Source organism: Kitasatospora sp. MBT63 (assembly GCF_000710465.2).
Classification (GTDB): Bacteria; Actinomycetota; Actinomycetes; order Streptomycetales; family Streptomycetaceae; genus Kitasatospora.
Map to the genome: position 1 here is coordinate 1 of NZ_JAIZ01000517.1, position 21,754 is coordinate 21,754.

The window sequence follows — 21,754 nt, forward strand, 5'->3', positions numbered from 1 at the left end:
CCCACGGCGGGGTCCGGCCGGGGCGGGGTGGCCGCGGGCCGCGCCCAGACGCGCAGGGCGGCGACCCGGGCGGCGGCCTCGGCGAGCCGCTGTTCGGTCAACCGGCCCTCCCGGAGGGCGAGTTCGACCTCGTGATGGATCTCTGGGAGCAGCTTCTCGGCGTCCGGGGAGCCGAGCAGGACCAGGTCGGCTCCGGCGGCCAGGGCGGCCGCCGCGGCTCCGCCGAAGCCCCAGCGGTCCACGATCGGGGCCATGTCCAGGGCGTCCGTGACGATCACCCCGTCGAAGCCGAGCTCTTCCCGCAGCAGGCCGGTCAGGACCGAGTGGCTGAACGTGGCGGGCAGTTGGTCGATCCTGGGCAGCCGGATGTGGCCGGTCATCACGAGCTTGGCGCCCGCGGCGATACCCGCGGCGAACGGCGGCAGGTCGAGTGCGGCCAGTTGGTCGCGGTCGCGGTCGACGTCGGGCAGGGCGGTGTGCGAGTCGGTCCGGGTGTCGCCGTGGCCGGGGAAGTGCTTGAGGGTGGCGGCGATGCCGTGGCGCTGCAGGCCTGCCACGAAGGCGGCGGTGTGCCGGGCGACCAGTGCGGGTTCGGCGCCGAACGAGCGGACGCCGATGATCGGGTTGTCCGGGCGCGAGTTGACGTCCGCGCACGGTGCCAGGCAGAGGTTGACACCGGCGGCGGCCAGGTCGGCGGCGATGGCGGCGGCGACCAGGGTGGTCAACTCTGGGTCGTCGACGGTGCCGAGCGCGTGGTTGCCCGGGTAGGCGCTGCCGGTGAGGTAGTCGAGGCGGGTGACGTCCCCGCCCTCCTCGTCCAGTGCGATCAGGAGGTCGGGCCGGACCGCGCGGAGGCGGTCGGTGATGTCCTCGCGCAGCGGGCCCCGGGCGTCGAGCAGGTTGGTGCCGAACAGGGCGACGCCGGCCAGGCCCTCGTCGGCGGCCCGCAGGATCCAGTCGGCGGGTGTGCGGCCGGCGTACGCGGGCAGCAGGCAGGAGTTGACGAGCGCCGCGAGGGCGGTGGCGGTGCGGTGGGGCATGGCGGTGCGGTGCCTTCCTGGGACCTGTCGGGTGGGTGGGGTCAGGACGACCGGCGGCGGTCGGAGCGGTCGGTACGGGGAACGGGCGACGGGATCGGGCGAGGGGGAACGGGCGGGAGCCCCGGGGTCAGCCTCGGGTTCGGCGCAGCAGGACGCCCGTGCTGCCGCGCTTGCTGAGGTAGGCGCGGCCGCCGCAGACCGGCTCCAGCCGGGGGCCGACCAGTTCGGTCTCCTCGGCGGCCCGCCAGTTCCGCGAGCCCGCCAGCCACGGGCGCAGGCGGGCGTCCAGCGTCGCGGGTTCCAGGGCCACCAGGACCCGTTCGGTGGGCAGCCGGTCGATCAGGTCGAGGTCCTGGCCGTAGTAGAGCATCTCGATCAGCAGATGGGCCGGGGAGGCCGGGGAGGCCGGTCCGGTCAGTGCGGCGAGGTCGGCGTCGCCGATCCGGACCGCGGGGGTGCCGGCGAGTGCGGCGGCGAGGCGGGTGCGGAACCGCGGATTGGGCTCGGTGGCCAGCACCTGGTGCCCGGCTGCGGCCAGCCTTCGGGTCAACGCCCCTTCGCAGGCGCCCACTTCGACCAGTTGCCCGGACTGCGGCGGGCAGTGGCGGGCGATCCAGGCGGCGGTGGCGTCGAGCCGGTCGGCCTCGTACCGGGAGGAGTCGAACTCCCAGGGGTCGGCGACCGAGGCCGCTTCGTCGTCGAGGCTGGCGAGCAGGGCGAACAGCCGGTCGCGTTCCTCCTCGTCGGCCTCGAAGAAGCGCTCGGCGGACGGGACCCGGGCGGTGCGGAGCATGTGCTGCGGGTGGTCGCAGGCCAGCAGGTGGGCGCACCAGTGGTTGACGAACTCCAGCTTGGCCGACACGAGTTCGCGGCTCAGCGGGTGGTCGAGGTCGCTGACGAACTGCAGGTACGGCGAGTAGCCCACGGCGTGCCGTACCGGCAGTGCGGCGCCCGCCGCCGCCCGGGCGACCGACCGGCCGAGGGTGCCGCGGCTGCGGCGGTTGTCGGCCGGGGAGTGGGTCCAGATCCGGGCGGGACGGCCGGCCCCGGCCCGGGCGATCAGGGCGGCGGCGTCCGGTCCGGGCCCCGACGGCGCATCGGCCGGGCCGGCCGGGCCGACCAACGGGCCCAGCAGGGCCAGCCGTTCGGCGGGCGGGGCGCCGGCGGGGAGGGTGAGCACCGTGCCGGATCCGGCGACGACCACCTCGGTCTGCGCCCCGCCGGGGTCGGCCAGCACGGAGAGGAAGTCGAGGACCGCGTCCTCGGCCCGGAGCACCACCACGATGTCGATCACAGACGGGTCCCGTCGGATTGGCCGGCAGCAGGATCGGGCACGGAGTCCGCCGCTTCGACGTGGCGCCCGAGCAGGAACACTAACCCTCCGTCAGGGCTGTGGTCCAGACCACTGGTTGACTCAATCCGGCACCCGCGGTCCGCCCGCACCGGCACCCGCCACCCGTCCGCGGCGACCCCCGGCGACCGCGGGAGCCCGGCGGCGGCGGACGCTCACCCCGAAGCATCCGCCAGTTCCTTGTCATGTCACCTTCCGTGCGCTCGAATGGTCGACGCTGGTCCCACCGAACCCCGGCATCCCCCGCCCAGGAGGAACCTTGACCGTCCGTCGCACCCTCGCCGCCGCCGTGCTGGCACTGTCGGCCGCCGCCCTGATCCCCGCCCCGCAGGCGTCGGCCACCGGCACCGGCGACCTCCCGTTCGGCTCCACCACCACCGTCGGCCTGCACAACACCTACGACCCGGCGGCCTTCTCGTACCTGGCCCAGGCGCTCGACACGGGCACCGGCATGATCGAGCTGGACGCCTGGACGGACACCATCACCAAGGAGTGGAAGGTCAGCCACTCCAACCCGCTCGGCAACAGCAACAACTGCGTCAACGCGAGCTCCGCCGCCCAGCTCTACAGCGGCGGCGCCAACAAGAACCTGGAGTCCTGCTTCGACGACATCCGGGTCTGGCTCGCCGCCCACCCCACCGCCGGCCCGCTGGTGGTCAAGCTGGAGCTCAAGGGCGGTTTCGCCGCCAACCGCGGCATGGGCCCCAAGGAGCTGGACGCCCTGATAGCCGCCCACCTGGGCGCCGCCGCCTACCGGCCCGCCGACCTGCTGGCCGGGCCCGGCGGCTCGTACGCCACCCTCGACGACGCGGCCCGGGCCGGGAACTGGCCGAGCCGGGCCGCGCTGGCCGGCCGGGCGGTGGTCGAGGTGATCCCCGGCACCGTCGAGGAGAGCAACCCCTTCGACACCCTGCACACCGACGTCGAGTACGGCCGCTACCTGCGCGACCTGGCGGCCGCCGGGAAGCTCGGGCAGGCGCAGATCTTCCCGGCCGTGCACGGCGCCGCGGCGGCCGACCCGCGCACCCGCTACGAGAGCGCGATCCGGCCGTGGTTCGTCCTGTTCGACGGCGACGCGGCCGCCTATCTGAACGGGATCGACACCTCCTGGTACGACAGCCGCCACTACCTGCTGGTGATGACGGACGCCCAGAACGTCGCCCCGGCGATCAGCGGCACCGACCCGACCGCCGACCAGGCCCGCGCCCGGTCCGTCCAGCTCGCCGCCGCCCACGCCTCCGTGGTTTCCAGCGACTGGCGTCACCTGCCGGAGGTCCAGTCCCTGGTCCTCCCCCGGGGCTGACCGCAGGTGCGTGGCCGGCCCGGGGAGACGGGCCGGCCACGCACCGCGGGCGAAGGCCGTACAGGGCGACTTCAGGGCACCGGCCACCCGTCCCGGGTGGCGGCGCTGCGGTGGTAGGGGCCGTCGGGCCCGGTGGAGCGGTAGTCCTCGGTCGCCTCGGCGGTGCGGACGGTGGTGTCGCCGTCGTGGCGGTGGGCGGTGGGGGCGTAGGTGTGGTCGACGGTGCTGCGGGCCAGGGTGAGCGGGCCGAGGCGCAGACCGTCCTCCTGGTGGCGGCCGAGTGTCATGGTGGTCCGCTGGTCGGTGTTGCCGGCCGCGTCCCGGACGTAGTGGTAGCCGACGTCCAGCGGGTCGCTCTCGTGGGCGGTGCGGGTGAGGGCGGGGCCGAGACCGGCCCGGGTGGTGACGGCGCGGGTCAGGTCGGTCCGGTTGCGCAGGGTCAACTCGTTCCCACCGGAGGCGAGTTGCTCGTCCGAGGAGAAGGCCAGGTCGTCCCGGACCTCGGTGCTGACCCGGCCGTGCGAGGTCTGCACCCAGCCGGTGGCCGTGTCGTGCCGGGTGGCGGTGACCGTCCAGTGGCCGCTGCCGCCGCCCTGGTCGGTGAGGGCGGTGGTGACGGTGGCCTCGGGGGCGACCCGGTGGTCGATGAGCCGCCCCTCGGTGCGGGCCCGGCCGTGGTCGACGGTGGCGAACAGGTTGATCTGGCCGGTCCACAGGTCGTTGCTCTGGCTCTCGGCCGCGTTGACGGCGATGCCGATGCTGTGCGGGCGGCCGTCGAGCAGCAGTCCGACGTACGGGGTCAGGTCGAGCCGGTAGCCGGGCAGGTCGAAGGCGGCGATGCCGGGGGTGGGCCGCCACAGCAGCGGGTCCCAGCCGCCGGTGTAGATCACCGGGTACGGCCAGACGGCGCCCGCGCTGCGGCCGTCCACCGACAGCCGAAGCTCCCGGAACGGGCCCTTCCCGCACAGGCCGAGGCCGGGGTTGGCGCTGACGTACGCGTCGGGCGCGGATGCGTAGGCGAACTCCTCGCAGGCGCCGCCGCCGCGGGTGTAGACCTCGGCGGTGAGGCGTTCCAGGTTCTGCGGGAAGACCAGCGGCACGGCGGCGGACGGCGCGGCGCCGGTGAGGCCGAACGGGCCGGTGGTGAGCAGCCGGTCGGCGGTGGCGGCGGCCGGGTGCCGGGGGGAGGCGGTGTAGAAGGTGAGGCTCGCGGTGATCCGGAAGACGCCGGTGTAGGTGGCGTCCGTGACGTTGGCGAGGTCGAGGGCGAAGGGCTGCGGGCGGTCGAGGAGCGGCGCGTAGCGGGTGACGTCGCGCTCCACGCTCCACTCGATGCCGTCGGCGGAGGGTTCCGGGGTGGAGGAGAGCAGCACCTGGACCCCGCCGATCCGCACCGTGAACAGCCGGTCGAACTGCCGGCCGGCCACCCGCCCGTGCAGGTCGAGCACCACGGCGGACCAGGGCCCCCGGCAGGCCGCGGGCGGGGTGAGAGTGACGGTGTACGGGGTGTCCGGCGGGTTGCCGTAGCCGTTGCTGAACGGCTGGTCGTGCATCGTCTCGACGGTGCAGGAGCGGGTGTCCGGCCTGGTCAACGGCTTGGCGACGCTGAACGGGTCGTGGTAGTCGGTGCCGAAGTCGGCGCTGGCCGGGCCGGCCGCCAGCAGGGTGGCGGCGAGCGCGAGCACGGCGGCCAACAGCCGTGCCGCGCGCCGGTACAGGGGACGAACGGCCATCGGGGTGCCTCTCCTCGCTGCCTGGCGGTCGAGGCATCCTCCAGTCCATGGCATGGCCGGGTCAAGAGGGCGCGACCCCTCCTCCGCCGCTCGTAAAATCTTGTCGACGACACGTCAAAAGACTTCTGGCGCAGCCGGATCCACGACTACCGTCAAAACCTGTGACAACCAGCCGAAAGCGCCTGTCCGCCCTCCTCACCGCCCTGCTCGCGCTCCTCGCCGCCGCCGCGCTGGGCCCGGCCGCCGCGCACGCGAGCACCGGCGGCACCGTCCGCAGCGGTGCCAGCCAGCCCGTCTACTCCTACGCCGACGCCGTCCGGGAGACCGTCTGGGTCGACACCGGGCTCGACGGTGACGGCAACGGCCGCACCGACCGGGTCGCCGCCGACATCGTCCGCCCGCGCGAGCCGGCCGCGGCCGGCCTCAAGGTCCCGGTCATCATGGACGCCAGCCCGTACTACTCCTGCTGCGGGCGCGGCAACGAGAGCCAGCTGAAGACCTACGACGCGCAGGGCGGGCCGGTGCAGTTCCCGCTCTTCTACGACAACTACTTCGTCCCGCGCGGCTATGCGGTGGTCCTGGTCGACCTGGCCGGCACCAACCGCTCGGACGGCTGCGTCGACGTCGGCGGCCCCTCGGACATCACCTCCGCCAAGGCGGTGGTCGACTGGCTGAACGGCCGCGCCGCCGGCTACACCTCCCGGACCGGCACCGGCACCGCCAAGGCGGGCTGGACCGACGGCTCGGTCGGCATGATCGGGAAGTCCTGGGACGGCACCATCGCCAACGGCGTGGCCGCGACCGGCGTGCCGGGCCTGCGGACCGTGGTGCCGATCTCCGCGATCAGCTCCTGGTACGACTACTACCGCTCCGACGGCGCGCCGCTCTACGGCGGCACCCCGGCCGACCTGTCCGCCGCGGTGGAGAGCCGGGCCACCCTCGGGCACTGCTCGACCGTGCAGAAGCAGCTCGCCGCCGGCTCCCCCGCCAACGGCAACTGGACCCCGCTGTGGCAGCAGCGCGACTACGTCGCCTCCGCCGCCAAGGTGCGCGCCAGCGTCTTCCTGGTGCACGGGCTGCAGGACCTGAACGTCCGGGACATCAACTTCTCCCAGTGGTGGTCGGCGCTGGCGCAGAACGGGGTGGAGCGCAAGATCTGGCTCGCCCAGACCGGCCACGTCGACCCGTTCGACTTCCGCCGGACGGCGTGGGTGGACACCCTGCACGCCTGGTTCGACCACTACCTGCTGGGCGTCGACAACGGCGTCCAGAACGGGCCGGCCGCCGACATCGAGCGGGCCCCCGACCAGTGGACCCAGGACCGGACGTGGCCCGCGCCGGGCACCGTGACCACCACCCTCGGCCTTCGCCCCGGCACCCTCACCACCGGCCTGGGCAGCGGTACCGCGGCCTTCACCGACGACCCGGCGCGCGACGAGAACGCCTGGGCCGCCGACGCCGACCGCTCCACCCCGGACAAGACCGTCTTCGCCACCGGCGCGCTCACCCAGCCGCTGCGGATCTCCGGCGGCGGCTCGATCACCCTGACCGTCAAGCCGTCGACCCGCAGCGCCCGGCTGAGCGCGGTGCTGGTCGACCTCGGCCCGGCCACCGTCCGCGACTACCAGGCCGCGGGCGAGGGCATCACCACCCTCGGCACCCGATCCTGCTGGGGTGACAGCACCGCGGGCGACAGCGCCTGCTTCCTGGACACCGCCGCCGACACCGCCCAGGTCGGCGCCACGGTCTTCAGCCGGGGCTGGGCCGACCTCGGCCACTACGCGGGGCTCGACCGGTCCCTCACCCTCACCCCGGGCACCGCGTACCCGATCACCTTCGACCTCGCCGGCACCGACCACGTGGTGCCCGCCGGGCACCGGCTGGCCCTGATCGTGGCCGGCACCGACCACGGGCTGATCGACCCGCCGTCCACCCGGCCGGCCCTCACCCTCGACCTGGCGCACTCCTCGCTGCGGCTGCCGCTCACCGGCGGCCCGGGCCCGCTCCCGCAGGCCGTACCGCACGAGGGAGCCGCGCTGCCCGCCCTGACCGGCGGCGCGGGCGGCACCGCGGCCCGGCCGGAGACCTTCCGGTAGCCCGCCCGCCGGGCCCGCCCCCGGGCGGGTCCGGCCGGTGCCGGCCGTCAGCGCTGCTGGCAGGCCGGGCACCAGAAGAGGTTGCGGGCCGCGTGCTCCTCGGTGCGCACCGGTGTCCCGCAGACCAGGCACGGCTGGTCGGTGCGGCGGTAGACGTAGACCTCGCCGCCGTGGTCGTCCACCCGCGGCGGGCGGCCCATCGCCTCGGGGGTGTGCTCCGGACGGACGGTGTCGATCCGGCCGATCCCCGCCCCCTCGTGCATGAGGGCCACCAGGTCCGCCCAGATCGCGTCCCACTCCGCCCTGGACAGGTCCCGGCCGGCCCGGTGCGGGCTGATGCCGAGCCGGAACAGCACCTCGGCGCGGTAGACGTTCCCCACGCCCGCCAGCACCTTCTGGTCCATCAGCAGCGCGGCCACCGTGGTGGCGCTGCGCGAGATCCGCTGCCAGGCGGGCACCGGGTCCGCGCCCGCACGCAGCGGGTCCGGGCCGAGCCTGCGGTGCACCGCGGCCTTCTCCGCCGGGGTCAGCAGCTCGCAGGTGTTGGGGCCGCGCAGGTCGGCGTACGCGTCGTCGGACTCCATCCGCAGCCGGATCAGGCCGACCGGCTCGGGCGCCGGGCCCTCGCCGAAGGTGAAGCCGCCGTACAGGCCCAGGTGGATGTGCAGCCACGCCTCGCCGAACCCGAGGAAGAGGTGCTTGCCGTGCGCCTCGGCCTCGTCCAGCCGACGGCCGTCCAGCAGCGCCGCCCCCTCGGCGAACCGGCCCTGCGGGCTGGAGACGCGCACCGGCCGCGCCCCGAAGACCCGGAAGTTCTCGGTGGCCAGGCGGTGGATGATGTGGCCCTCGGGCACGGGCGTCAGCTCCTCGGCAGATCAGTTGCGACCCGTCCATTCTCGCAGCGGGGTACGACACACCCCGCCGGGCCGGGGAGCCGGGCCGGGGAGCCGGGCCGGCCGGCTCAGCCCGCGGGCCGGCCCGTCAGCCGGGACAGGATCGCGTGGTCCAGCGCGGCGGCCGTGGCGGCCACGTCCAGCTGGGAGTTGTCGATGATCGGCAGGCCGGAGGTGCGCCAGCCGGCCATCCGCCCGTGGATCCGGGCGACCTCCTCGTCGCTGAGCCGCCGGTTGCCGCTGCGCCGGGCGTTGCGGGCGAGCACCGAGTCGAGGCCCGGCAGCAGCACCACCGGGATCATGCCGGGGCCGATGTGCCGCTTCCAGCCGCCGAGCCCGATCGCCGGGCGGTCCGGGAACACGGCGTCGTCGATGATGCAGGAGATGCCGTTGGCCAGGTAGTTGCGGCAGGCGAAGCCGCAGGTGCGGCGGGCCAGCCGGTACTGCGCCTCGGAGGCGGTGTTCCAGCCCGACTGCGGGTTGGCGAACCCGGCCTGCACCCACTCCCGGACGTCGTCCAGGCTGATGTGCGCGGTCGCGGTCGGCCGGCGCTCGGCCCAGTGCCGGGCGACGGTGGTCTTGCCCGCACCGGCCGGGCCGATCAGCAGCACCGCGAGCGGCCCGGTGGGCAGGTGCTGCGGCGGGTGGGCGGGAAGCTGCACGGGGGCTCCGGTCGGCAGCACGAAGTGGCCGGTCGGCTGCGGCGGTGCGGCGGCGGGCGGCGGGCCGCCCGGGTGCGGCGGCCGGGCCGGGGTGTACGGCGGCGGCTGGTGGCCGCCCTGCGGGGCCGGGTACGGCGGCGCCAGTGGTCGCGGAGGCACTGGTCCTCCCCCTGCGTACTGCGTCACGGTCACCTCCCGACGGGGACACTACACGTCGGCCCGGCGGCGGACATAGTCCGCGGCCGGGCCGATGATCGCACGTCAGCGCGTGGTGAGCTGCTCCGCGAGGGCGCGCAGGGCCAGTTCGTACGAGCCCAGCCCGAAGCCCGCGATGGTGCCCGAGGCGACCGCCGCGATGACCGAGTTGTGCCGGAACTCCTCCCGCGCGTACGGGTTGGAGATGTGCACCTCGATCAGCGGCGCGGTCCGCTGCGCGGCGGCGTCCCGCATCGCGTACGAGTAGTGCGTGAACGCGCCCGGGTTGATCACCACGGGGGTCTGCCGGTCGGCCGCCCAGTGCAGCCACTCGACCATCTGCTGCTCGGAGTTGGTCTCCTTGACCTCCACCTCGAAGCCGAGCTCCTTGCCGAGCGCCGTGCAGCGCTCGACCAGCCCGGCGTAGGAGGTGGCGCCGTAGACGTCCGGCTCCCGGCTGCCGAGGCGGCCGAGGTTGGGACCGTTGAGCACCAGCACCCGGCTCATGCCGACACCTCCCCGTACGCGCCGACCAGCAGCGTCGGGTCGGGGCCCTCCAGGATGGAGGTCTTGCCGAGGCCGTCCAGCACGACGAAGCGCAGCAGGTCGCCGCGGGACTTCTTGTCGATCTTCATGGCGTCCAGCAGCTTGGGCCAGGCGTCACCGCGGTAGGTCAGCGGCAGGCCGACCGAGCCGAGCACCGCCCTGTGCCGGTCGGCGGTCTCGTCGTCGAGCCGGCCGGCGAGCCGGCCGAGTTCGGCGGCGAACACCATGCCGATCGAGATCGCCGCGCCGTGCCGCCACTTGTAGCGCTCGTTGCGCTCGATGGCGTGGCCCAGGGTGTGGCCGTAGTTGAGGATCTCGCGCCGCCCGGCCTCCTTGAGGTCACCGGAGACCACGTCGGCCTTGACCTGGATGGCCCGGCGGATCAGCTCCACGGTGTGCGGGCCCTGCGGGGTGGTGGCGCCCTGCGGGTCGGCCTCGATCAGGTCGAGGATCTCCGGGTCGGCGATGAACCCGCACTTGATCACCTCGGCCAGCCCGGAGACGTAGTCGTGCCGGGGCACGGTCTCCAGGGTGCCGAGGTCGGCCAGCACGCCCGCGGGCGGGTGGAAGGCGCCGACCATGTTCTTGCCCTCGGCGATGTTGATGCCGGTCTTGCCGCCGACCGCCGCGTCCACCATGCCGAGCAGCGTGGTCGGCATGGCGATCCAGCGCACCCCGCGCAGCCAGCTCGCCGCGACGAAGCCCGCCAGGTCGGTGGTGGCCCCGCCGCCCAGGCCGACGATCACATCGCTGCGGGTGAAACCGGTCTGGCCCAGCACCGACCAGCAGTACGCGGCGACCTCGGCGCTCTTGGCCTCCTCGGCGTTGGGCACCTGCAGCGCGATGGCCTCGTAGCCCTCGGCCGCCAGGTCCTCGCGGATCGCCTCGCCGGTGGCCTCCAGCGCTTCCGGGTGGATGATCGCCACCCGCTTGGCCCGGTTGCCGATCAGCGGCGCCAGCTCGCCGAGCAGCTGATGCCCGATCAGCACGTCGTACGGGTCGTGGCCGGCGCTGCCGCCGACGCGGATCGTGACGGTGTCAGTCATGGGGTCTTCAGCTCCAGTGCTTCCAGTACGGCGTCGGCGGCCTGCTCGGGCGTGCGGCCCTCGGTGTCCACCACCGCGGTGGAGACCGCCAGGTAGACCGGGCGGCGCAGGTCCATCAGCTCCCGCCAGCGGGCCCGCGGGTTGATCGCGAGCAGCGGGCGCGGGGCATCCAGGCCGACCCGCTTGACGGCGTCCCCGAGCGCGACGTCGAGGAACACCACCGGCAGCCCGGCCAGTTCGGCCCGGGTGGCCTCGGCCATCACCGCGCCGCCGCCGAGCGCGAGCACCCCGTCGTGGTCACGGACGGCGGCCGCGACGGCGGCCGCCTCCAGCGCGCGGAAGTGCGGCTCGCCCTCGTCCACGAAGATCTCGGGGATCGGCTTGCCCGCCGACTGCTCGATGTCGGCGTCGGTGTCCCGGAAGCCCACGCCGAGCCGGGCGGCGAGCAGCCGCCCGACCGTGGACTTGCCGGCCCCCGGCGGGCCGACCAGCACGACCACCGGTCCGCTCATCGGACGATCAGGTTGTCGAGGTAGCCCTGCACGTTGCGGCGGGTCTCGGAGACGTTGTCGCCGCCGAACTTCTCCGCCACCGCGTCCGCCAGCACCAGCGCCACCATCGCCTCGGCGACGATCCCGGCCGCCGGCACCGCGCAGACGTCCGAACGCTGGTGGTGCGCCTTGGCGGGCTCACCGGTGCGCACGTCCAGGGTCTGCAGCGCCCGCGGCACGGTCGCGATCGGCTTCATCGCGGCCCGCACCCGCAGCAGCTCACCGGTGGACAGACCGCCCTCGGTACCGCCCGAGCGACCCGAGGTGCGCCGGACGCCCTCCGGGGTGGGGACGATCTCGTCGTGCGCCTGCGAGCCCGGCACCCGGGCCAGGTCGAAGCCGTCGCCGACCTCCACGCCCTTGATCGCCTGGATGCCCATCAGCGCGGCGGCCAGCCGGGCGTCCAGCCGGCGGTCCCAGTGCACGTGCGAGCCGAGACCCACCGGCACGCCGTACGCCAGCACCTCGACCACACCGCCGAGGGTGTCGCCGTCCTTGTGGGCCTGGTCGATCTCGGCGACCATCCGCTCGGAGGCCTCCGGGTCCAGGCAGCGCACCGGGTCCGCGTCGAGGCGGGCCTCGTCGGAGGGCAGCGGGTAGACCCCGGCCGGGGCCTTGGCGGCGGCCAGCTCCACCACGTGCGAGACGATCTCGATGCCGCAGGTCTCCTTGAGGTAGGAGCGGGCGACGGCGCCGAGCGCGACCCGGGCGGCGGTCTCGCGGGCGGAGGCGCGCTCCAGGATCGGGCGGGCCTCCTCGATCGAGTACTTCTGCATGCCGGCCAGGTCCGCGTGGCCCGGGCGGGGGCGGGTGAGCGGCTCGTTGCGGGCCAGGTTGGCCAGGATCTCCGGGTCCACCGGGTCGGCCGACATCACCTGCTCCCACTTGGGCCACTCGGTGTTGCCGACCATGACCGCCACCGGGCTGCCCATGGTGAGGCCGTGCCGGACGCCGCCGAGGAAGGTGACCTCGTCCTGCTCGAACTTCATCCGCGCGCCACGGCCGTATCCCAGCCGGCGGCGGGCCAGCGCGTCGGCCACCAGCTCGGTGGTGACCGGCACACCGGCCGGCAGGCCCTCCAGCGTCGCGACCAGAGCGGGACCGTGCGACTCCCCCGCCGTCAGCCAGCGCAACCTACCCAACGGAGCTCCTTCGTCAGCGGCCCGGACCGCAGCTGCGGGCCGGGCCGGGCGTCTTGGGCGGCCCCGAGGTACCGGGCCCGCCGTCCGTCTCCGATCTTTTCACGTCCGGCGGCCGACCGGGCGCACGGTCCGGGTTCCGGACACCGCACGTCCGCTCCTCGACCGTCGACACCCCTGCTGACCTGCGGGATCAGCGGTACGACCCGGGTAGGGCCAGCTCGGCCTCGCCGGCCGCCCGCATCGCGGCCAGCGGGCCCGCCACCTTGGTGAACAGTTCGAACTGCAGCACCGCCTGGTGCACCAGCAGGTCGAGACCGCCCAGCACGGTGGCCCCGCGCTGCGCGCAGGCAGCCGCCAGCGGGGTCGGCCACGGGTGGTACAGCACGTCGAACAGGGCGCCCGGCCGCGCCGGGACGGCCGCCGCCACCTGGTCGGTGGCCCCGGCCGGCGTGGTCGAGATGGTCAGCGGGGTCTCCAGTGCCTCGGCGGCCCGCGCCCAGTCGGCGGTCCGCAGGTCGAGCCCGAGCCGCTCGCCGAGCGCCCGCATCTCGGCCGCCCGCTCGGGGCTGCGGACGTACGCCGTCACCGGGCCGTCGCAGATCCGGGCCAGCGCCGCCAGCGCGGAGGAGGCGGTGGCCCCCGCGCCCAGCACCGCCGCCGACCCGACCTGGTCGATGCCGCGCTCGGCCAGGGCGTTCACCAGGCCGGGGATGTCGGTGTTGTGACCGTGCAGACGCCGGTCCGGGCCGAACACCACGGTGTTCACCGCGTCGACGCGCAGCGCCGTCGCACTCACCTCGTCCAGCAGCGGGATAACCGCCCGCTTCAACGGCATGGTCAGCGACAGCCCGGCCCACTCCGGGCCCAGCCCGGCCACGAACGCGGGCAGCGCGGCCTCGTCCAGCTCGAAGCGGTCGTAGTGCCAGCCGTCGGCCAGGCCCAGCGCCGCGTACCCCGCCCGGTGCAGCACCGGGGAGAGCGAGTGCGCGATGGGCGAGCCGAGTACGGCGGCCCGGTGGTGCGTCGTCACGGAGCTGGTCACCTTTCCCTCTGGATGACCGCCACCCTAGTGCCGCCGCACCGGCGGCCGGGACCGGGACCGGTCGGGGTGCCGGACCCCGGCACCGGCGGGATCAGCGGGCGGGGGACTTGGCGGCGGCCCGGGCGGCCCAGCGGCCCTCACTGCGGGTGATCCGGATCGGGTGCCGGAAGCACGCGCTGACCAGCTCGGTGGTCAGCACCTCGTCGACCGGCCCGGCCGCCACCGACTCGCCGTCGCGCAGCAGCAGCGCATGGGTGGTGCTGGCGGGCAGCTCCTCCAGGTGGTGGGTGACCAGCACGCTGGCCAGCTCCGGGTGGCGCAGCCGCAGGTCGTCCAGGCTGTCCAGGAGCTGCTCGCGGGCGGTCAGGTCGAGACCGGTGGCCGGTTCGTCGAGCAGCAGCAGACGGGGTGCGGGCATCAGCGCGCGGGCGATCAGCGCCCGGCCGCGCTCGCCCTGCGAGAGCGTGGTCCACGGCGCCTCGGCGCGGTGGCCGATCCCCAGGGTGGCGATCAGCGACTCGGCGTGCGCGGCCTGGTCGTCAGTGGGCTGCCACCGCGGGTACAGCTCCACGCTGTTGGTGATGCCGGTGAGCACCACCTGGCGGACGGTCAGCGGCGAGCGCAGCGGGTGCCGCGGATTGACGTGCCCGAGGTAGGAGCGCAGCTCCCGCAGGTCCACCCGGCCGAGCTGCCGGCCCAGCACCCGCACCTGCCCCCGGGTGGGGTGGGAGAGGGCGCCGAGCAGGGCGAGCAGCGTGGTCTTGCCGGCGCCGTTGGCCCCCAGCACGGCCCAGTGCTCGCCCGGCCGCACCGTCAGCGAGACCTGGCGCAGCAGGTACCGGCCGTCGCGGACGACGTCCACCTGCTGCGCCTGGAGCAGCGGCTGCGGATCTCCGGTCGGCTCGGTCACTTGCAGTAGTTGCCCTGCTTGTCGAAGCCCTTGCCCTGCGCCTTGCAGTACTCCTCCACGTTCTTGGCGTGCTCGGCACCGGTCGTCGCGAAGCGGGTCTCGGTACTGGACATCGCGATGAAGAAGACCCAGTCGCCCGGCGTCGGGTTCAGCACGGCCTTGATCGCCTCGTCGCCCGGGTTGGAGATCGGGGTCGGCGGCAGGCCGGGGTTGACGAAGGTGTTGAACTTGTTGGACCCGTCGTTGATCTCCTTCTCGGTCAGCGCGGTGCGGCCGAGCGAGTACTGGAGCGTGGTGTCCATGCCGAGCTTGTGCTGCGTGGCGTTGGTGTTGAGCCGGTTGTAGATGACCCGGGCCATCTTGCCGAAGTCCGCGTCGTTGTTGCCCTCGCGCTGCAGGATGCTGGCCTCGGTGATCACCTCGTAGGCGTTCTTCAGGCCGATCTTCTGCGCGTTCTCGTCGAGCTTGAGGTCCTGGTAGTGCTGGACGGCGTTGGTCACCATCTGCTTCAGCACGTCCTCGGGCTTCATGCCGTCGGCGATCGAGTAGCGGGTGGGGTAGAGGAAGCCCTCGATGTTGCCCTGGGCGTACGCCGGCAGGCCGAGGTTGGCCACCTGCGCCTTGGCGGCGTTGGCCGTGGTGCCCTTCTCGACCTTGAGCTTGCGGTCGATCGCGGCGTAGATGTCGCCGGAGGGCAGGCCCTCGGGAATCACCAGCACGTTGCCGCCGGCCGAGTCGACCAGGTACTTCACCGCGGCCTCGCCGGACATCTGGTGCTTCATGGTGAAGAAGCCCGGCTGGATGGTGTTCGCCTTCGGGTTCTTCTGGAACGCGGCGGTGAAGGCCTCGACGCTCTTGACCACGTCGGCCTCCCGGAGCGTCTGTCCCATCGCGACGCCGCTGCCCGGCTTGATCTCGATGGTGACCGAGCCGGCGCCGTCGCCCTGGTAGTCCGGCGGCGGGCCGAAGTGGCTCTGGTAGAAGCCGTAGCCCCACCAGCCGGCGCCGACGACGCCGCCCATCAGCACCAGGGCGACCACCAGGCAGGCGCCGCGGTTGCGGCGGCCGGCCTTCTTGCCCTTCTCCTTGCGCTTGCGCTCGGCGTCCCGGGAGGTGTCCTGCTCGGCGCCGCCGAAGAAGGACTCGTCCTCGTCGGGGGCCTGCTCGCCCGGCTCGTCGAGGTACTCGTCCTCGGCGGCGGGGTCGGCCCAGTCGTCGAACTCCGGTTCGGCCTGCGGGCCGTCCAGCGCGGCGGCCTCGGCCTCCCAGTCGATGCCGTCGGGACCGGGGCCGGACGGCTGCGGCGGCCGCGCCTGCCGCGGCGGCTGCTGCTGCCGCACCTGCTGCGGTTGCTGCTGGACGGGCTGCTGCGGCTGTTGCTGCTGTTGCTGCTGCTGCTGCGGGATCTGCTGCTGGTACGGCTGCTGCTGGTAGCCGGACCCGGGCTGCGGCTGGCCGTACTGCGGCTGCTGGTAGCCCTGCTGCCCCTGCTGCTGCCCGTACTGGCCGCCCTGGCCGCCCTGCTGGGGCCAGCCCTGCTGCTGCGGCTGCTGCTGCGGATATCCCTGCTGCTGCGGGTAGCCGCCCTGCGGGTACCCCTGCTGCTGGGGATAGCCCTGCTGCTGCGGGTACCCCTGCTGCTGGCCGAACGGAACGCCCTGCGGGTTCTGCTGCTGCCAGGCGTCCGGCTGCCCGCCGGGCCGGGGCTGCTGTCCGCCTGTACCCGGGGACCCCGGGTACCACGGCTGGTCGCCCTGGGGGCGGTAGCCCCCACCCAGATCAGTCATCGATCCCCTTAACGCGTTCCTGCGCCCGTGGCGGACCGCAGACGTCTCGAACCGGCGTGCTAGGGACACGCCCGATGGGAGACGTTACCGTACCGCAGGGAGGGTCCCGGCCGGTCCCGCAGGTCCTCACGGTGAGGCCGGTGCAGGTGAGGCGGGGTGCTCGGCGCGGTAGGCGTTGAACTCGTCGACGTTCTTCTGGTGCTGCTCGGGGCTGTCGGTGAACCTGGTGTCCCCGGGGCTGACGGTGACGAAGAAGATCCAGTCCCCCTCCGCGGGGTGGGTGGCCGCGTGCAGGCCGTCCCGGCCGGGGTTGCCGATCGGACCGGGCGGCAGGCCCTTGTGCAGGTAGGTGTTGTAGGGCGAGTCCAGTTTGGTGTCGGTGGCCGTGGTGGTGAGGGTGGAGCGGCCGAGCGCGTAGTTGATGGTGGAGTCCAGCTGCAGCGGCATCCCCTTGGCCAGCCGGTTGTAGATGACCCGGGCCACCTTGGCCATGTCGTCGGGATTGTCCGCCTCCGCCTCGGCCAGGCTCGCGACGATCATCATCTGGTACGCGGACTGGCCCTCGACCCCGACCACACCGTTGGCCTCGGCGGCCTTCCCGGCCTCCTTCACCATCTCCTGGAGCAGCCCGAGCGGCGTGGTGTCCCCGGTGATCGGGTACGTCGACGGGTAGAGGTAGCCCTCGGGGTTGCCGTGCGCGTCGGGCGGCAGGCCCAGTTCGCCCGCACGCTGCTTGGCGATCGACTCGGTGGTGCCGGCCGGCAGGTTCAGCCGGGAGTCCACCGCCGCGTAGATCTGGGTGGTCCGGCGGCCCTCGGGGATGGTCAGCGCATTGGCGTTGCCCGGGTCCAGCAGGACGTTCAGCGCCGCGGCCGCGGACATCCGGTGGTGCAGGGTGTACGTGCCGGGCTGGATACGGTTCCCGGCCGGGCTCTTGGCGGCGGCCTCGGTGAAGGCCCGGGCGCTGGCCACCACGTCGTTCTTGACCAGGGTCTGCCCGATCTGGGTCAGCGAGGCGCCCTGGCTCACCGACACCTGGACCGTGCCGCTGCCGTTGCCCGTGTAGTCGGCGGCCGGCGGCCGGCCCTTGGGCCACATCACGTAGACGGTCGCCATCACCACGGCCACCACCGCCACCAGCGCGACGGCGGTCAGCAGGCAGGCCAGCCCGGTGTGCCGCCGGCGCGGGTCCGGCGGAGGCGGCTGCTCGCCGCCGCCGAGCAGGGCACGGGGCTCCGGCTCGAGGACCGGCGCACCGAGGTGGCCGGGGCTGAGTCCGGGCGTCAGACCTGGTGCGATGAACGGATCGGACACGGCTGCCCTCTGGTCGGCGGGAACGGCCGGGGCCCGTACGGACTCACGTCCGCACGGGCCCCTCACCGCACGCTAGGCCAGAGTGATCAGCTGACCGGCTCGACGCTCTCACCGGGCGCCCGACCGCTCACCCGTTCGGTCTCAAGGGCGCTCTGCAGGATCACCACGGCCGCCGCCTGGTCGATCACCGAGCGGCCCTTCTTGCTGCTCCGTCCGGAGGCCCGCAGGCCCTGGCTGGCGGTGACCGTGGTCATCCGCTCGTCCACCAGCCGCACCGGCACCGGCGCGAGCAGCCCGGCCAGCCGGCCGGCGTACACCCGGACCTTGGCCGCGGCCGGGCCCTCCTTGCCGCTCATCGAGCGGGGCAGACCCACCACCACCTCGATCGCGTCGTACTCCTCGGCGATCTCCTTGAGGCGGGCCTGGGAGCGGCCCCCCGCGGGGACCGTCTCCACCGGCGTGGCGATCAGCCCGTCGGGGTCGCAGGAGGCGACCCCGATCCGGGCGTCGCCCACGTCGACGGCGATCCGGCGGCCCCGGCGGAAGACCTTCTCCGGCAGCTCCTCCATCAGGCGGTGCGCTCCGCCACCAGGCCGCGGACGGCGGCGATCGCCGCGTCCACGGCGGCCGGGTCGGTGCCGCCGCCCTGGGCGACGTCGTCCTTGCCGCCACCGCCGCCACCGAGCGTCTTGGCGGCGGTGCGGACCAGCTCACCGGCCTTGACGCCGCGGGCGCGGGCGTCCTCGTTGGTGGCGATGACGGTCAGCGGACGGCCGTTCGCCACGGTGAAGGCCGCGACCACGGCCGGACGCGAACCCAGCCGGGCCCGGACGTCCAGCACCAGCTTGCGCAGCTCGTCCGCACCGGCGCCGTCGGCGACCCGGGCGGCGACCAGCGCGACGCCCCGGACGTCCTCGGCCGCGTCGGCCAGACCCGCGGCGGCGGCCAGCACCTTCTCCGCGCGGAAGCGCTCGATCTCCTTCTCGGCGTCCTTGAGCTTGGCGAGCATGCCCGAGATCTTCTCCGGCAGCTCCTCCGGGCGGCCCTTGACCAGCTCGGTGAGCTGGGAGACCACGGTGTGCTCGCGGGCCAGGAACTTGTACGCGTCGACGCCGACCAGCGCCTCGACCCGGCGCACGCCGGAACCGATCGAGGACTCGCCGAGCAGCTTCACCAGGCCCAGCTGGGCGGTGTTGCCGACGTGCGTGCCACCGCACAGCTCCTTGGAGAAGTCGCCGATGGTGACCACCCGGACCGAGTCGCCGTACTTCTCGCCGAACATCGCGATGGCGCCGGCCTTGCGGGCCTGATCCATCGTCATGACCTCGGCGGTGACGTCGAGTTCGCGGACCAGCACCTCGTTGATCTTCTGCTCGACGTCGGTCAGCACACTGCCGGGCACGGCGGCGGGCGAACCGAAGTCGAAGCGGAAGCGGCCCGGGGCGTTCTCCGAACCGGCCTGGGCGGCCGTCGGGCCGAGCGCGTCACGCAGCGCCTGGTGGGTCAGGTGGGTGGCCGAGTGGGCCCGCGAGACGGCCCGGCGGCGGTCGGTGTCGATGGTGGCGTACGCGGACGCGCCGAGCACCACCTCGCCGAACAGCACCCCGCCGGAGTGCACGATCACACCCGGCACCGGCTGCTGGACGTCACGGATCTCGACGACCGCGCCGGACTCCAGCCGGATCCGGCCGTGGTCGGCGAGCTGGCCGCCGCCCTCGGCGTAGAAGGGGGTGCGGTCGAGGATGATCTCGACCTCGTCGCCCTCGGTGGCGGCCGGCGCCGGGACGCCGTTCACCAGCAGACCGACGACGGTGGCCTCGCCCTCGGTGGCGCTGTAGCCGGTGAAGACGGACGCGCCGGACTTGTCGGCGACCTCGCGGTACGCGGCGACGTCGGCGTGGCCCATCTTCTTCTTCTTGGCGTCCGCCTTGGCGGCGTCCCGCTGCGCCTGCATCAGGCGGCGGAAGCCTGTCTCGTCGACCTGGAGGCCCTGCTCCTCGGCCATCTCCAGGGTCAGGTCGATCGGGAAGCCGTAGGTGTCGTGCAGCTTGAACGCCTGGTCGCCGGAGAGCACCGCGCCACCGGACTGCTTGGTCTCGGTGATGGCCGCGTCCAGCAGGCTGGTGCCGGACTTCAGGGTCTGCAGGAAGGCGTTCTCCTCGGAGACCACGACCGTCTCGATCCGCTTGCGGTCGGCCTCCAGCTCCGGGTACTGCGGGGCCATCGCCTTGATCGAGATGTCGATGAGCTCCTTGGCCACCGGCCCGGTGGCGCCCAGCAGCCGCATGTTGCGGATCGCGCGGCGCAGGATGCGGCGCAGCACGTAGCCGCGGCCCTCGTTGCCGGGGGTGACGCCGTCGCCGACCAGCATCAGCGCGGTGCGGAAGTGGTCGGTGACCACGCGCAGCGAGACGTCCGACTTGTGGTCGGCGCCGTAGGTGTGGCCGGTCAGCTCGGCCGCCCGGTCGAGGATCATCCGGCTGGTGTCGATCTCGAAGAGGTTGTCGACGTCCTGGAGGATCGCGGCGAGGCGCTCGAGGCCGAGACCGGTGTCGATGTTCTTGCTCGGCAGGTCGCCGAGGATCTCGAAACCGTCCTTGCCGTCACCGTGGCCGCGCTCGTACTGCATGAAGACCAGGTTCCAGATCTCCAGGTAGCGCTCGCCGTTGACGGCCGGGCCGCCCTCCTCGCCGTACGCGGGGCCGCGGTCGTAGTTGATCTCCGAGCACGGGCCGCACGGGCCGGGGACGCCCATCGACCAGAAGTTGTCCTTCATGCCGAGGCGCTGGATGCGCTCGGACGGCACGCCGATGACGTCCCGCCAGATCAGCTCGGCCTCGTCGTCGTCCTGGTAGACGGTGATCCAGAGCTTCTCCTTCTCCAGGCCGTAGCCACCGTCCGCGACGGGCGTGGTGAGCAGGTCCCAGGCGAACTTGATGGCTCCTTCCTTGAAGTAGTCACCGAAGGAGAAGTTGCCGCACATCTGGAAGAACGACCCGTGCCGGGTGGTCTTGCCGACCTCTTCGATGTCCAGCGTGCGTACGCACTTCTGCACCGAGGTGGCCCGCGAGAACTGCGGCTTCACCTCACCGAGGAAGTACGGCTTGAACGGCACCATGCCGGCGTTGACCAGCAGCAGGGTGGGGTCGTCGGCGACCAGGGACGCCGACGGAACGACGGTGTGGCCGCGCTCCTCGAAGAAGCGCAGCCAGCGGCGGCGGATCTCTGCCGACTCCATCAGTGGTCCTTCCGGTTGGGGCTTCCCGGCAGCTCGTCGAGCCGGCGGGAGGGCGAATCAATGGCTTGGGGGATGGTGCGGATGGTGCGAGGCGGGGGCAGGGCGGCGCCCGGGGAACCCGGGGCCGCCGGGATAGCTCGGTACGTCGGCTCGCCGCGCAGGGGCGCTCGCCGGCGCGGCGGCTCGAGGACCGCGGTGCCGTCCAGGCCGAGGTCGCCGCGCAGCTGCTCCTCGCGCTCGGCCATGCCGGCCCGCACGTCCCGCGCGAACCGCTTGGCGGCGTCGCCCAGGTGCAGGGCGCCGCGCGCCGCGGTGCCCGACAGGCTGTCAGGGGTGAGCCGGTGCACGGCCTCGTTGGCCTTGTTCATGGCCCAGACGGTGGCGCCCGCGCCGACCGCCATCCAGAAGATCCGTCGAACCATCGTCAGCCCCTCACGGCTCGCCGGACACGGGAGATCAGTCCGCCGCCGCGCGGCGCGGTGGCCGCGCGCACCTCGGCCCGGATCAGGCTGGCCAGCGCCTCCCGCTCGGCCGACTGCGGCGGGACGGTGACGGTGCCCTGCTGGCGGCTGACGGCCTTTCGGACGCCGTAGCTGAAGGCAGCGACCTTGACCAGCGGGCCGCCGATGGTGGCCGCGACGGTGGAGGAGAGCGCGTTGGCGTTGGCGGCGGCGTCCTGCACGTTGGCGGTGATCTCGTCCACCCGCTCCAGCTGCTCGTTGGCGCTGCGCACCGCGGTGCCCGCGTCGACCAGCAGCGGCACGGCCTGCTCGGTGACGGCCGACACCAGTACGGTGGCCTCCTTGAGCACCCGCGACAGCCGTACCAGGACGACCGCGAGCAGTGTGACCAGGACCGCCCAGAACACGGCCACCAGCAGACCGGCCAGCTCTCCCACGGACACC

Annotated in this window: 19 protein-coding genes; 2 read left to right on the forward strand and 17 right to left on the reverse strand. The window is 73.6% G+C overall.

Going from position 1 to position 21,754, the window contains the following annotated elements; all coding sequences use genetic code 11:
* Together AA75_RS27660 and AA75_RS27665 are read right to left on the reverse strand one after the other, a co-directional pair.
* Positions 1–1,040 (reverse strand): glycoside hydrolase family 3 N-terminal domain-containing protein (locus AA75_RS27660; protein WP_033823002.1); only part of this gene is annotated, 1,040 nt, incomplete at its 3' end.
* Positions 1,041–1,167: 127 nt separating this feature from the next.
* The gene (locus tag AA75_RS27665; protein WP_033823003.1) at positions 1,168–2,334 is read right to left on the reverse strand and encodes an SAM-dependent methyltransferase; all 1,167 of its coding nucleotides are present in this window, start codon (positions 2,332–2,334) and stop codon (positions 1,168–1,170) included.
* 316 nt (positions 2,335–2,650) lie between these two features.
* Here AA75_RS27665 and AA75_RS27670 point away from each other — a divergent pair, with 316 nt between their 5' ends.
* Positions 2,651–3,694 (forward strand): phosphatidylinositol-specific phospholipase C domain-containing protein, encoded by a 1,044-nt coding sequence (locus AA75_RS27670; protein WP_033823004.1) that lies wholly within the window; start codon positions 2,651–2,653, stop codon positions 3,692–3,694.
* 71 nt (positions 3,695–3,765) lie between these two features.
* Here AA75_RS27670 and AA75_RS27675 read toward each other — a convergent pair whose 3' ends face one another.
* A complete protein-coding gene (locus tag AA75_RS27675) occupies positions 3,766–5,427 on the reverse strand; it encodes a peptide-N4-asparagine amidase (RefSeq protein WP_051813511.1) in 1,662 nt (553 codons plus the stop codon).
* 161 nt (positions 5,428–5,588) lie between these two features.
* Here AA75_RS27675 and AA75_RS27680 point away from each other — a divergent pair, with 161 nt between their 5' ends.
* On the forward strand, positions 5,589–7,523 hold the full coding sequence (locus AA75_RS27680; protein ID WP_233289216.1) for a Xaa-Pro dipeptidyl-peptidase: 1,935 nt from the start codon (positions 5,589–5,591) through the stop codon (positions 7,521–7,523).
* Between the two features lie 47 nt (positions 7,524–7,570).
* Here AA75_RS27680 and AA75_RS27685 read toward each other — a convergent pair whose 3' ends face one another.
* The 14 genes from AA75_RS27685 to AA75_RS27755 all read right to left on the reverse strand — a co-directional run bounded on the left by AA75_RS27685 (position 7,571) and on the right by AA75_RS27755 (position 21,753).
* Positions 7,571–8,377, reverse strand: coding sequence for an Fpg/Nei family DNA glycosylase (locus AA75_RS27685; protein ID WP_033823005.1), 807 nt, complete (start codon positions 8,375–8,377; stop codon positions 7,571–7,573).
* Between the two features lie 107 nt (positions 8,378–8,484).
* Positions 8,485–9,237 (reverse strand): AAA family ATPase, encoded by a 753-nt coding sequence (locus AA75_RS27690; RefSeq protein ID WP_051813513.1) that lies wholly within the window; start codon positions 9,235–9,237, stop codon positions 8,485–8,487.
* A gap of 102 nt (positions 9,238–9,339) precedes the next feature.
* Positions 9,340–9,780, reverse strand: coding sequence for a type II 3-dehydroquinate dehydratase (gene aroQ, locus AA75_RS27695; RefSeq protein WP_033823007.1), 441 nt, complete (start codon positions 9,778–9,780; stop codon positions 9,340–9,342).
* Entirely contained in the window at positions 9,777–10,865 is a 1,089-nt protein-coding gene (aroB, locus tag AA75_RS27700; protein ID WP_033823008.1) for a 3-dehydroquinate synthase, read from the reverse strand. The genes aroQ and aroB overlap by 4 nt, the downstream gene beginning before the upstream one ends.
* Positions 10,862–11,377, reverse strand: a complete 516-nt coding sequence (locus AA75_RS27705; protein WP_033823009.1) for a shikimate kinase — start codon at positions 11,375–11,377, stop codon at positions 10,862–10,864. The genes aroB and AA75_RS27705 overlap by 4 nt, the downstream gene beginning before the upstream one ends.
* Complete coding sequence (gene aroC / locus AA75_RS27710) at positions 11,374–12,558, reverse strand: chorismate synthase (RefSeq protein WP_033823010.1); 1,185 nt, start codon at positions 12,556–12,558, stop codon at positions 11,374–11,376. Before aroC ends, AA75_RS27705 begins: the two co-directional genes overlap by 4 nt.
* 190 nt (positions 12,559–12,748) lie before the next feature.
* Complete coding sequence (locus tag AA75_RS27715; protein WP_033823051.1) at positions 12,749–13,588, reverse strand: shikimate dehydrogenase; 840 nt, start codon at positions 13,586–13,588, stop codon at positions 12,749–12,751.
* Positions 13,589–13,691: 103 nt separating this feature from the next.
* Positions 13,692–14,510: an ABC transporter ATP-binding protein gene (locus tag AA75_RS27720; protein ID WP_033823011.1), complete on the reverse strand. Its 819-nt coding sequence runs from the start codon at positions 14,508–14,510 to the stop codon at positions 13,692–13,694.
* Complete coding sequence (gene mltG, locus AA75_RS27725; protein WP_149038417.1) at positions 14,507–16,297, reverse strand: endolytic transglycosylase MltG; 1,791 nt, start codon at positions 16,295–16,297, stop codon at positions 14,507–14,509. Before mltG (AA75_RS27725) ends, AA75_RS27720 begins: the two co-directional genes overlap by 4 nt.
* A 126-nt stretch (positions 16,298–16,423) precedes the next feature.
* On the reverse strand, positions 16,424–17,611 hold the full coding sequence (gene mltG / locus AA75_RS27735) for an endolytic transglycosylase MltG (RefSeq protein ID WP_051813518.1): 1,188 nt from the start codon (positions 17,609–17,611) through the stop codon (positions 16,424–16,426).
* Between the two features lie 86 nt (positions 17,612–17,697).
* The gene (gene ruvX, locus AA75_RS27740) at positions 17,698–18,180 is read right to left on the reverse strand and encodes a Holliday junction resolvase RuvX (RefSeq protein WP_033823012.1); all 483 of its coding nucleotides are present in this window, start codon (positions 18,178–18,180) and stop codon (positions 17,698–17,700) included.
* Positions 18,180–20,849: an alanine--tRNA ligase gene (gene alaS, locus AA75_RS27745; RefSeq protein WP_033823013.1), complete on the reverse strand. Its 2,670-nt coding sequence runs from the start codon at positions 20,847–20,849 to the stop codon at positions 18,180–18,182. The genes ruvX and alaS overlap by 1 nt, the downstream gene beginning before the upstream one ends.
* The gene (locus AA75_RS27750) at positions 20,849–21,271 is read right to left on the reverse strand and encodes a DUF6167 family protein (protein ID WP_055731255.1); all 423 of its coding nucleotides are present in this window, start codon (positions 21,269–21,271) and stop codon (positions 20,849–20,851) included. Before AA75_RS27750 ends, alaS begins: the two co-directional genes overlap by 1 nt.
* A gap of 2 nt (positions 21,272–21,273) precedes the next feature.
* A complete protein-coding gene (locus AA75_RS27755) occupies positions 21,274–21,753 on the reverse strand; it encodes a DUF948 domain-containing protein (protein ID WP_033823014.1) in 480 nt (159 codons plus the stop codon).
* Between the last annotated feature and the right edge of the window lies 1 nt (position 21,754).